At 69.8% G+C, this 10,601-nt stretch carries 13 protein-coding genes; 11 read left to right on the forward strand and 2 right to left on the reverse strand.

The annotated features are described in order from the left end of the window. Positions 1-47: 47 nt before the first annotated feature. From E3O62_RS11255 to E3O62_RS11295, 9 genes are all read left to right on the forward strand, one after another. On the forward strand, positions 48-1,205 hold the full coding sequence (locus tag E3O62_RS11255; protein ID WP_134398555.1) for an NAD(P) transhydrogenase subunit alpha: 1,158 nt from the start codon (positions 48-50) through the stop codon (positions 1,203-1,205). Continuing rightward, entirely contained in the window at positions 1,205-1,528 is a 324-nt protein-coding gene (locus E3O62_RS11260; protein WP_104099771.1) for an NAD(P) transhydrogenase subunit alpha, read from the forward strand. The genes E3O62_RS11255 and E3O62_RS11260 overlap by 1 nt, the downstream gene beginning before the upstream one ends. Further along, entirely contained in the window at positions 1,525-2,898 is a 1,374-nt protein-coding gene (locus tag E3O62_RS11265; RefSeq protein WP_134398556.1) for an NAD(P)(+) transhydrogenase (Re/Si-specific) subunit beta, read from the forward strand. Before E3O62_RS11260 ends, E3O62_RS11265 begins: the two co-directional genes overlap by 4 nt. A gap of 103 nt (positions 2,899-3,001) precedes the next feature. After that, positions 3,002-3,613, forward strand: a complete 612-nt coding sequence (locus tag E3O62_RS11270) for a hypothetical protein (protein WP_134398557.1) — start codon at positions 3,002-3,004, stop codon at positions 3,611-3,613. 231 nt (positions 3,614-3,844) lie between these two features. Next, the gene (locus E3O62_RS11275) at positions 3,845-4,438 is read left to right on the forward strand and encodes a copper resistance protein CopC (protein ID WP_134394380.1); all 594 of its coding nucleotides are present in this window, start codon (positions 3,845-3,847) and stop codon (positions 4,436-4,438) included. 88 nt (positions 4,439-4,526) lie between these two features. Next, complete coding sequence (locus E3O62_RS11280; RefSeq protein ID WP_134394381.1) at positions 4,527-5,072, forward strand: copper chaperone PCu(A)C; 546 nt, start codon at positions 4,527-4,529, stop codon at positions 5,070-5,072. Continuing rightward, positions 5,069-6,331: a Dyp-type peroxidase gene (locus E3O62_RS11285; protein WP_370448919.1), complete on the forward strand. Its 1,263-nt coding sequence runs from the start codon at positions 5,069-5,071 to the stop codon at positions 6,329-6,331. The genes E3O62_RS11280 and E3O62_RS11285 overlap by 4 nt, the downstream gene beginning before the upstream one ends. A gap of 87 nt (positions 6,332-6,418) precedes the next feature. Continuing rightward, positions 6,419-7,018 carry a DUF308 domain-containing protein gene (locus E3O62_RS11290; RefSeq protein ID WP_134394382.1) on the forward strand — a complete coding sequence of 200 codons (600 nt, stop codon included), beginning with the start codon at positions 6,419-6,421 and terminating at the stop codon, positions 7,016-7,018. After that, positions 7,015-7,269: a hypothetical protein gene (locus tag E3O62_RS11295; protein WP_104099765.1), complete on the forward strand. Its 255-nt coding sequence runs from the start codon at positions 7,015-7,017 to the stop codon at positions 7,267-7,269. The genes E3O62_RS11290 and E3O62_RS11295 overlap by 4 nt, the downstream gene beginning before the upstream one ends. Positions 7,270-7,381: 112 nt before the next feature. Here the strand turns inward: E3O62_RS11295 and purB are convergent, their stop codons facing one another. Together purB and E3O62_RS11305 are read right to left on the reverse strand one after the other, a co-directional pair. Further along, positions 7,382-8,764: an adenylosuccinate lyase gene (purB, locus tag E3O62_RS11300; protein ID WP_134398558.1), complete on the reverse strand. Its 1,383-nt coding sequence runs from the start codon at positions 8,762-8,764 to the stop codon at positions 7,382-7,384. Beyond that, positions 8,761-9,288, reverse strand: coding sequence for a low molecular weight protein-tyrosine-phosphatase (locus E3O62_RS11305; protein WP_134398559.1), 528 nt, complete (start codon positions 9,286-9,288; stop codon positions 8,761-8,763). Before E3O62_RS11305 ends, purB begins: the two co-directional genes overlap by 4 nt. A gap of 180 nt (positions 9,289-9,468) precedes the next feature. Between E3O62_RS11305 and E3O62_RS11310 the strand changes: the two genes are divergently transcribed. Next, a complete protein-coding gene (locus tag E3O62_RS11310) occupies positions 9,469-9,813 on the forward strand; it encodes a hypothetical protein (RefSeq protein WP_134398560.1) in 345 nt (114 codons plus the stop codon). After that, a partial coding sequence (locus E3O62_RS11315; RefSeq protein ID WP_198413787.1) for a hypothetical protein occupies positions 9,810-10,601 on the forward strand: 792 nt, incomplete at its 3' end. The genes E3O62_RS11310 and E3O62_RS11315, both read left to right, overlap by 4 nt.

Genomic DNA, 10,601 nt, shown 5'->3' on the forward strand with positions numbered 1-10,601 from the left:
GATCGGTCCGTTCTCGCTCGTGGCCGTTCGCCACGAAGGAGACGCGCGTGAGAGTCGGCATCGGACGAGAACGCCTGCAGGGTGAGCGCCGCGTCGCGGCGACCCCCGAGACAGTAACCCAGCTCACCACCCTTGGACTCGAGGTGCTGGTTGAGTCCGGTGCGGGCGCCCCTTCCGGTCACGGCGACGCCGCCTACACGGATGCCGGTGCCGCCGTTGTGACGCACCTCACCCCGGGCGACCTCGATGTCTACTGCCACGTGCGCCCCCTCGCCCCGGAGTTCGCGGCTACTCTCCGCCCCGGCACGATCACGGTCGGCCTGGCGTCGCCGGCCTCCGAGCTGGCCACCGTCGCCGCCCTGGCCACGGCCGGCGCGACGGCCTTCGCCCTCGAGCTGGTCCCGCGCATCTCGCGCGCCCAGTCGATGGACGCGCTCACGTCCCAATCGCTGGTCTCCGGCTACCGCGTGGTGCTCGAGGCGGCCATCCGATTCCCCCGCTTCTTCCCGCTCTACATGACCGCAGCCGGCACGATTCCGCCGGCACGAGTGCTCGTGCTCGGGGCCGGCGTGGCCGGACTGCAGGCCATCGCCACGGCCAAGCGCCTGGGTGCCCGGGTCTCGGCCTACGACGTGCGCCCGGCCTCGGCCGATGAGGTCACCTCCATGGGCGGCACCTTCGTCGACCTCGACCTGGACGCCGTCGAGGGTGCGGGTGGCTACGCCCGGGAACTGAGCGAAGACCGTGCCGTGCGCCAGCGCGAACTGCTCGCACCCTACGTGGCCGCAGCCGACGTCATGATCACGACGGCGGCCATCCCCGGTCGCGCGGCCCCGCTGCTCGTCACGCACGAGATGGTGGCCGCGATGCGTCCGGGCTCGGTCGTGATCGACCTGGCCGCCGAGACCGGCGGGAACGTCGAGGGTGTTCTCGCCGGTGTGGACACCCTGGTGCCCACCCAGGCCGGTGACGGCTCCGTCACGCTCGTGGGCATGAAGGACGCCCCCTCCACGATGCCGGCGGACGCCTCGCGGCTTTTCGCCAAGAACGTGGCCAACCTGCTCGCTTTGATGACCGTCGACCGCACGGTGACGCCCGATTTCACGGACGAGGTCGTCGCCGGAGCCTGCCTGACGCATGACGGCACCATCCGGCACGAACCCACGGCCGCCGCCGTGGCCGACGCCGCGACAGGAGAACACTGATGGATCCGATCACCCTACTGACCGTCGTCGTGCTGGCGGTCTTCGTCGGCTTCGAGGTCGTCTCGAAGGTCTCGAGCACCCTGCACACCCCACTGATGAGCGGGGCGAACGCCATCCACGGCATCATCCTGATCGGCGCCATCATCGTCGCCGGGCAGACCCTGGAGCCGTGGCTGCTCGCGGTCGCCCTGCTCGCCGTGGTGATGGCCACCGCGAATCTCGTCGGCGGCTTCGTCGTGACCGACCGGATGCTCAAAATGTTCGCCCCCCGCAAACCGGCCGGCGCCGGCCCGAAGACCGATCCGAAGGACGCGACGAAATGAGCCTGCTCAGCCCCGAGTGGACCAGCCTGCTCTACCTGATCGCCGCGGTCTGTTTCATCCTGGCCCTGCGCGGGCTCTCCTCGCCGAAGACCGCCCGCCGCGGCAACCTGATCGGGGCCGCCGGCGCGCTGCTGGCCGTGATCACCGTCTTCCTCTCCGCCCGGATCGAGAACATCCCGGCCATCATCATCGCCATCGCGGTGGGGTCGGCGATCGCCGCCCCGATCTCGCGGCGCGTGGAGATGACGCAGATGCCCCAGCTCGTCGCGCTGTTCAACGGCGTCGGCGGCGGTGCCGCGGCACTGGTCGCCGTGCTGGAGCTCGGCAGCACCGACAGCCCGTGGAGCAAGGTGGCCGTGGTCTTCACGATGCTCATCGGCGCCGTCTCGTTCTCCGGCTCCGCGGTCACCGTCGGCAAGCTGCAGGGTCTGATCAGCTCCAGGCCGCTCATCTTCCCGGGCCTCGCGATCGTGATGGGCGGCATCGTGCTGGCCGCCCTTGTGGCCGGAGGCTTCGTCGTCGCCACCGGTGCGGCCGGTTGGGCTATCGGCCTGCTCGTCCTGGGACTGCTCGTCGGGGCGCTGCTCGTGCTCCCCGTCGGCGGGGCCGACGTGCCGATCGTGATTTCCCTGCTCAACGCCTTCACCGGTCTGGCCGTCGCGGCCTCCGGCATCGTCCTCGGCAACCTGCTCCTCGTGGTGGCCGGCACCCTCGTGGGCGCCAGCGGCACGATCCTGACCCGGGCGATGGCATCCGCCATGGGTCGCGGCGTGAGCGGGATCCTGTTCGGGGCGTTCAAGGGCGGTTCCACCGCCGGGTCGACCGCCCAGAGCGACCGGCCCGTGCGCAGCTCCAATGCGGAAGACGTCGCCGTGCTGCTCAACTACGCCCAGCGCGTGGTCATCGTGCCCGGCTATGGCCTCGCCGTGGCGCAGGGCCAGCACACCATCGCCGAACTCGCCACCACCCTCGAGGCGCGCGGCATCGAGGTCGTCTTCGCCATCCACCCGGTGGCCGGGCGCATGCCCGGGCACATGAACGTGCTTCTCGCCGAGGCGAATGTGCCCTATGAGGCGCTCAAGGAGATGGCCGAGGTCAACCCCGAGTTCAAGAACACGGATGTCGCCCTCGTCGTCGGCGCCAACGACGTGGTCAACCCGGCCGCGAAGACGTCGCCCGGCTCGCCGATCTACGGCATGCCGATCCTCGACGTCGGTGATGCCCGGCAGGTGGTGTTCCTCAAACGGTCGATGCGTCCCGGTTTCGCCGGCATCGAGAACGAGCTGCTCTACGACCCGAGGACGACGCTGCTGTTCGGCGACGCCAAGGACTCTCTGACGAAGGTGCTCGGCGCGGTCAACGCGCTCTGAGTTCGGCGCCCGCCCGGCCCCGGCGCACAGGTCAGGGCGGTAGGGTTCAGTCAGGGACTCGACCCTGACCCCGATCGGGGCGGTTCCGGTGCGAGGGAGAGCCATGACGAGCAGGTGGGCGCGATTTGGTCGTGGCTGGCTGACCGCATCCGTCGCCGTCTTCGCGGCCGCCCTCTCGCACATCGCCGGCGGCGGCAACGCTCCCGGCTGGCTCAGCGTGGGTCTGGCCCTCGCCTTCGCGGGGATCGCGTCCGTGCTGTTGGCCGGCACAAGCTTGTCTCTGCTGCGCCTCTCCCTCTCCGTCGGGGTCAGCCAGCTTCTGCTGCACGTTCTATTCGGCCTCGGCGGGGCCTCGCGCGCGACGATGACGAGCACCTCCCATCACGGCGCCGTCACCCTGGCCGACGCGACCCCCCACGTGATGCACGCGGTCGGCGCCCTGCCTGGTGGCTGGATGTGGGTGGCACACGCCCTGGCCGCCCTCGTCACCATCGCCGCCCTGTACCGCGGCGAGAAGTCGTTCTGGGCGCTGCTCGAGGAGACGACGATCCGTCTCATCGCGGTCTTGATCGAACGCCTCGCTCCGGCGCAGATCGGAACGGATGCGGCGACGGTGCGCCCTGCTTTCCGCCGGGTCTTCGTTTCGGCCGATCTCGGCGTACTGCTCTCCAGTGTGCTCCGCCGCGGTCCGCCCCTGCGCGCCCTGGCACAGTGAGGCTCTGACCTTCTCACCCGTGCGCTCTGATCCCGATGCGCTGCACCCTGCGCGCGACCCGCTGACCCGCTGACCTGCTGACCCGCGGACGCTTTGACACCTGGCCCGAACGATTCCGTTCGACCTCGGTGAGGTCGTCGGCGTCTGCGCACCCGGCCACCGGCACGTCTGTGCGCGGTGAATCCGCCGTCGCACCGATCCATCTCTTCCCTCCACGAATCGGAGATTCCAATGATTTTTGCCCTACCGCGACGCCCGGCAGCAGCCGTTTTCCTGACCCTGGCCGTGATCGCTCTGTCCATATACAGCCCAGTGGCTCCGGCGGCCGATGCGCACGACCAGGTGGCGTTGACCGTGCCGGCCGACGGTGAGAACGTCGACCTCGCTCCCGCCGAGATCGTCATCACGTTCACGGACGACATCCTCGAGGTCGGCGCCATCGTCATGGTCGTCGATACCGAGGACAAGAACTGGGCAGAGGGCGACATGCGGCTCGACGGGCCGCAGGCCATTCAGCCGGTGGCGGCTGACCTGCCTGACGGTGCCTACGACGTGCGCTGGCGGGTCGTGTCCGCCGACGGTCACCCGGTCTCTGGCGCCTTCGCCTTCACCGTGGGCGCCGCGGCCCAGCCCCGGTCGCAGTCGACCGCGGGTGCAACCGCGTCGCCGGACCCGTCCGGCGAGGCGGCATCCGCCGCCTCGGAAGAGACCGCCGACGGAACGGGACTCCCGGTGGTCGCGGTGGGTCTCCTCGGTGCCCTCGGAGGGCTGGCCGCCGTCGCTCTGTTCATTGCCTGGCGAGCCAGGCGCCGCGGCAACCCGTGAAAAACCTGAAGCACCTGAAGCACCTGAAGCACCTGACACACCGCATCGTTTCCCGACCACCCAATGCACCACACCAGGAGAACCGCTCATGAAGCTCAACACCGTTCCCACCCGCCTCGTCGTTGCCGCCGCCGCTCTGATGCTGGCCCTCTCGGGCTGCGCCGGCGCGACCGAGGCACCCGCGGCGACGACCGACAACGCCACCTCGGCCGACACCCTGACCATGACGGATGCCTGGGTCAAGGCGAGCGAGTCCGGCATGACCGGCGCCTTTGGCCTGCTCGAGAACTCCGGACCCGACGACATCACGGTCGTCTCAGCCGAGACTTCCGCGGCCTCGATGATCGAACTTCACGAAACCGTCGCCAACGACGCCGGCGACATGGTCATGCAGGAGAATCCGGATGGCTTCGTGGTGCCGGCCGGCGGCTCCATTGAACTCGTCCCTGGCGGCCGTCACATCATGCTGATGGGGCTCACCGGCCCGCTCGCCGCCGGCGATGAGGCCGCCTTCACCCTCGACCTCGCCGACGGGTCGAGCCTGGACTTCTCGGCCCCGGTGAAGGACTACACCGGCGCCAACGAAACATACGAGGGCGACACCGAAACGGACATGGATACCGACAACCAGTGAGTTCTCTCACAGAGAGTGAACGGAGCGGACCGTCCGAACCGTCCGCGCAGTCGGGCCGCCGGCTCAGCCGGCGCCACCTTCTTCTGGGTGGTGCCGCCGCCGGGATCGGTGCGGCCGGAGCCATGGGCATCGACCGCGTGGCCCAGGCCGGGATCGGCGGTTCTACGGCTCCGTCGGTGCCGCTCTTTCGCGGCACCGACGCCGTGCCCTTCTTCGGAGTGCACCAGGCCGGGGTGGACACCGACCCGCAAACCCAGGTCACGTTCGTGGCGCTCAACCTGCTCGCGCAGATCGACCGGGCCGCGCTGCGGCGGATGATGCGCATCCTGACCGACGATGCCGCCCGGCTCACCCAGGGCGAGGGCGCCCTAGCCGACTCGGAACCCGAGCTGGCCGTCGTGCCGGCCCGGCTGACGGTCACCTTCGGCTTCGGCCCCGGCCTCGTCGCCGTCACCGGGGGAGAGGCTCCCGGCTGGCTGAGGCCCCTGCCCGCATTCACGATCGACCGGCTCCAGCCGGAGTGGAACGACGGTGACCTGCTGCTGCAGATCGCCGCCGACGACCCGATGACGGTCGCCCATGCCACCCGAATGCTACTGAAGGACCTGCGCTCCTTCGCGTCGGTGCGGTGGGTTCAGTCCGGCTTCCGCCGAGCGGCCGGTTCGGAGATGCCCGGCACCACCATGCGCAACCTGTTCGGCCAGGTGGACGGCACCGCGAACCCGGCCGCCGGAACGGCCGACTTCAATGCCTTGGTCTGGGGCACGGCCTCCGGTCCCGGCTGGCTGGTCGGTGGAACCAGCCTCGTCCTGCGTCGGATCAGCATGAACCTCGACACGTGGGATGGGCTCGACCGCTCGGGCCGCGAGTCCGCGGTCGGACGCACTCTCGCCGTCGGGGCGCCGCTCACGGGCACGAAGGAGTGCGACGAGCCCGACTTCACGGCGACGAACGCGCTCGGGTTCCCGGTCATCCCCGAGTACTCCCACCTGCGTCGGGCCCGGTCGGAGGACCGGTCCCAGCGCATCCACCGCCGCGGCTACAACTATGACGACGCGCCTCAGGGTTCCGGCGTCTCCAACTCCGGACTGCTGTTCGCGTGTTTCCAGGCGGATGTCGACGCGCAGTTCGTGCCCATCCAACAGCGCCTCGACACCCTCGACCTGCTCAACCAGTGGACCACCCCGATCGGTTCCGCGGTGTTCGCGATTCCGCCGGGATGCGCGACGGACGGCTACATCGGCGACACCCTGTTCTGACCGATCTGCGCACCGGGGCCCAGCGGGCGGCCAGGGCCGCCCGCGTAGACTGTATCCGTCTCAACCCGCAATGAAAGAGGTCGCCGCGTGGCGAACGCCCAGGCTCCACACTCCTCCACCGGCCGGTACTGGCCGGTGCCGGTGCTGCGGGCCGCCCTCACCCTTGTGCCGGCGGCCGCGATCACCTTCAACGCCGATCATTCGGCGGAATTCGGCCTTTTCGTGTTCGGCGCCTTCGCGCTACTCAGCGGCCTCACGGTGGGTCTGCTCAGCCGGCGCATGCTGGCCGATCCGCGGGAGCGGTCCCTCTTTGTGGTGCAGGGCGCAGTAGGTGTCGTCGCCGGCCTCCTCGCGCTGCTCTTCCACGCGGGCGGACTCGGTTTCTTCCTCTTCCTGGTCTCGGTCTGGGCGGCGGTGACCGGTTTCCTCGAGCTGTACAGCGGCATCCGTGCGCGTCGGCGCGACCCGGCCGACCGTGACTGGCTGCTGGTCGGCGCCGTCACCGTCCTGCTGGCCGTGATCTTCCTGCTGCTGCCGCCCAACGCAGTGGTATCGGTCGGCCTGTTCGGCGCCTACCTCGTGATGCTCGGCGTCTACCTCGCCATCGCCGGGTTTTCCCTCAAGTGGTCCGGCACGGATGCCGCCCGCGCCCTCACGGCCTCACCCAACGATTCGGACACCCTGTGACCCAGAACACCCCGCGCACGCCCAGCCGTTCCGAGAAGCTCAAGCCGATCGAGCTCGTCGGCTTCTCGGCCGTGATGGCCGTGTTCCTCGGCCTGGTCGTGCTGATGAGCACCCGGGACGTGGTGCTGGCGTTGATCGGTTTCGGTGGCACGTTCATCCTCGTGCTCGTCGTGATCGCGATGCTCGTGCTCGGCATGAAGCCGAACCCGGCCGAGAGGTCCGACCTCGACGAGCAGGACCGGGGCCTCTGAACTGAGGCGCCGTGCGTACTCCGACGCCACGAGCATTCTGACGCCGCGCGTGAGGTGCGCCGCTGCGCAGGTGGCACGCCACCAGCGGAGCGGCGCAGCACCCGCGCAGCCGCTAGGTCAGGTAGTCGAGAAGCGGGTCCGCGAGACCCACGTAGCTGCCCGGGGTCAGCGCGAGCAGTCGCGCCTTGGCGGCGTCGCCGATCTCCAGTCCGGTGACGAAGTCCACCAGATCGTCCCGGTTGATCCGCTTGCCCCGGGTGAGCTCCTTGAGCAGGGCGTAGGGGTCCTCGATCGTAGAGCGCCCCGCCGACACCTCGGCGCGGATCACGGTCTGGATCGCCTCGCCGAGGATCTCCCAGTTGGCGTCGAGGTCCCGGGCGAGCATGGCGCGGTCGATGTCGATTTCGCCGAGGCCGCGCAGAATGTTGTCGAGGGCGAGCAGGGAGTGCCCGAAGCCCACGCCGATGTTGCGCTGGGTGGTGGAGTCGGTCAGGTCGCGCTGCAGCCGCGAGGTCACCAGTGTCGCCGCGAGCGAGTCGAGGATCGCGCTGGACAGCTCGAGGTTGGCCTCCGCATTCTCGAAACGGATGGGGTTGATCTTGTGCGGCATGGTCGATGAGCCGGTGGCCCCGACCTGCGGGATCTGGCGGAAGTAGCCGAGCGAGATGTAGGTCCAGACATCCGTCGCCAGGTTGTGCAGCACCCGGTTCGCGTGGGAGACGCGCGAGTAGAGCTCGGCCTGCCAATCGTGGGACTCGATCTGGGTGGTCAGCGGGTTCCAGGTGAGCCCGAGGCCCTCGACGAAGCCGCGCGACACGGCCGGCCAGTCGACGGCGGGATCGGCCGCGACGTGGGCGGCAAAGGTGCCGGTGGCACCGCTGAATTTGCCCAGGTACTCGCTGTCCTCGACCTGCTGGACCAGGCGTTCGAGCCGGTAGACGAAGACCGCGAGCTCCTTTCCCACCGTGGTGGGTGTCGCCGGCTGGCCGTGTGTGCGGGCCAGCATGGAATCGGCGCGGTATTCGAGGGCGCGCAGGCGCAGGGCGCCGATGACGGCGCGAAACTTGGGCAGCCAGACCTCGCGCACGGCGTCGCTCACGGTCAGTGCGTAGGACAGGTTGTTGATGTCCTCGCTGGTGGCGGCGAAGTGGGTGAGCTCGCTGATGTGGTCGAGGCCCAGCGTGCTCAGGCGGCGGCGCACGAGGTACTCGACGGCCTTCACGTCGTGCCGGGTGGTGGCTTCCAGCACGGCCAACTCGTCGATCTCGGTCTGGCCGAAGTCGGTGACCAGAGCGCGCAGGCCGAGCTTCTGCTCGGCGTTCAGCGGCACGGAGCCGAACAGGCTGCGGTCGGTGAGGGTGATCAGCCACTCCACCTCGACCTGCACCCGGGCCCGGTTGAGACCTGCCTCGGATAGGTACTCGCCCAGTTCGGTGACGGCGGCGCGGTAGCGGCCATCGAGTGGGCTGAGGACCTGGGGCGGTAATGGACTCATCGGTCTCCCTGTCGGATTGCGGGTGCAAGTTGCGCGAAGAGCGCTTCATTTGCGCTCTCAATCATGCCAAGAACCGTGTCAAAGAAAGCATCGTCGGAATAGTAGGGGTCGGGAACGTCCAGCAGGGCAGCCTGGGCCGCATCGAAACTGAGCAGCAGGCGCACCTTGCTGCGGTCACGCTCGGTCGTGGCCCAGTTGCGCAGAATCCGTTCCTGGGCGCGGTCGAGCACCACGACGAGGTCGAGGTCGGCAAACCACTCGGGGTCGAACTGGCGGGCCCGATGATGCCTGCCGTCGTAGCCGCGGGTGGCCAGGGCGGCGATCGTGCGCTGATCCGCCTGCTCGCCGACATGCCAGTCGCCGGTGCCGGCGGAGCTGGTGGTGATCAAGCGACCCAGGCCGGAGCGGGTGATCAGGTCGCGAAGCATGACTTCGGCCATCGGCGAACGGCAGATGTTTCCGGTGCAGACGAAAATAATGCGGAACGGTGTCGACTCATCGGGTGTGATCGACACAATGTCCATCTCCCCATTGTGTTGCACCCGGCCCCCTCCCCAGCCGCCGCCGTGCGGCATGTTCCGTGAACTCTCGGATTCGCAGCGACCTCGTCTGCCGGGGGTGGCACGCTCACTGGCAGCGAATCCGCAGCGCGCAGAAGGGCGGAGATGGAGATTCCGGGCGGCACCAGCTCGACTTGCACGATCGTGACTCACTACGCGCTGGAGGCGCGCCTGGACGAACTTCGGCAGCGACGGATGCTGCTGCGCCTGCTGCGCGACGACGTCGACAGGGCGGCGGGCCAGCTCACGGCCGGCGATTTGACCGGCTCGTGGCGCTCAGAGGCCCAGCGGGGCTACGATCGCCAGCGCAGCGATCTCGCCGGCGAGCTCCGCCGAGCCGCCGGGCTCCTCGACGCCGCCCTCACCGAGGTGGTGGCCGCGATCGATCAGGTTGGGGCTACTCTGGCCGAGGCCGAAGCCGAGGCCCGTACCCGGGCGCCGGTCCCGGCCCGGGCACCCGGCCCGGCTCCGCCCCGGGCGGAGCGATGACGGGGGAGCGGCCTGGCGGCCACGGCGACACCCTGATCCTGTCCGGCGGCGGGAGCACGCTCGTCGCCACCGACACGCTGCTGGCCGAGGCGGTGCGGCTGCGGCTGCTTCAGGGCGACGCCGAGGACTGGCTGGTGCGGGTGGCACGCATCCAGGCACTGAATTCGGACCAGCCCCTCGGTCCGGTGATGAGCCTGCCCAACGCCGGGATGAACGTGTTCGCGGCCCGCTCCGCCCTGGAGCGAGTCGCGGAGCGCAGCCAGACCCTCGCCGACGCTCTCATCGCGGCGGCGGAGGGCTACGGCAGGGCCGAGCGCCTGCGGGACTGGGGAGCAAGCCTCTCCGGGGCCTGGCTGGGCTCCACCCTCGGGCTGCTGGCACCTCTTCTGGCCCTCGCGGCCGTGCCCGGACTCACGGTCGGCGTAGTGGGGCTGGTGCTCGGCGGTCTGCTCACCGGCCGGCGTCCGGGAGACGCGCCCGCCGAGATCGGCGCCTGGGTACACGCGCATCCGCGGGCCCTGACCAACCCGGTTTTGGTCGAGGCGGTGCGGGTGATCGTCTCCTCGGCCGACGACGCGGCCACCGGTCGTGCCGGGGTGCCGTTTCCGGTGTCACTGGCCCTCGGCGACGAGGGCCTCGGCCTGCTCGGTGTCACGACGACCGCGGCGGGCCTGGTCGGGCTCGCCCGCCCCCTCGGCCTGCTGCGCGAGACTCCCGTGTCGGTGGAGCGGCTCGACGGCGGGACCCGCCCCCTCGGCCCGCCGCCTGCGGGTGCCGCGCGGCCCGGC

The organism is Cryobacterium sp. TMT2-15-1 (assembly GCF_004402345.1).
GTDB lineage: Bacteria > Actinomycetota > Actinomycetes > Actinomycetales > Microbacteriaceae > Cryobacterium > Cryobacterium sandaracinum.

Coding starts and splice junctions, on each gene's coding strand:
- E3O62_RS11305 (WP_134398559.1), bottom strand. CDS start 9,288: ATGGACATTGTGTCGATCACACCCGATGAGTCGACACCGTTCCGCATT.
- E3O62_RS11280 (WP_134394381.1), top strand. CDS start 4,527: ATGAAGCTCAACACCGTTCCCACCCGCCTCGTCGTTGCCGCCGCCGCT.
- purB (WP_134398558.1), bottom strand. CDS start 8,764: ATGAGTCCATTACCGCCCCAGGTCCTCAGCCCACTCGATGGCCGCTAC.
- E3O62_RS11275 (WP_134394380.1), top strand. CDS start 3,845: ATGATTTTTGCCCTACCGCGACGCCCGGCAGCAGCCGTTTTCCTGACC.
- E3O62_RS11260 (WP_104099771.1), top strand. CDS start 1,205: ATGGATCCGATCACCCTACTGACCGTCGTCGTGCTGGCGGTCTTCGTC.
- E3O62_RS11265 (WP_134398556.1), top strand. CDS start 1,525: ATGAGCCTGCTCAGCCCCGAGTGGACCAGCCTGCTCTACCTGATCGCC.
- E3O62_RS11270 (WP_134398557.1), top strand. CDS start 3,002: ATGACGAGCAGGTGGGCGCGATTTGGTCGTGGCTGGCTGACCGCATCC.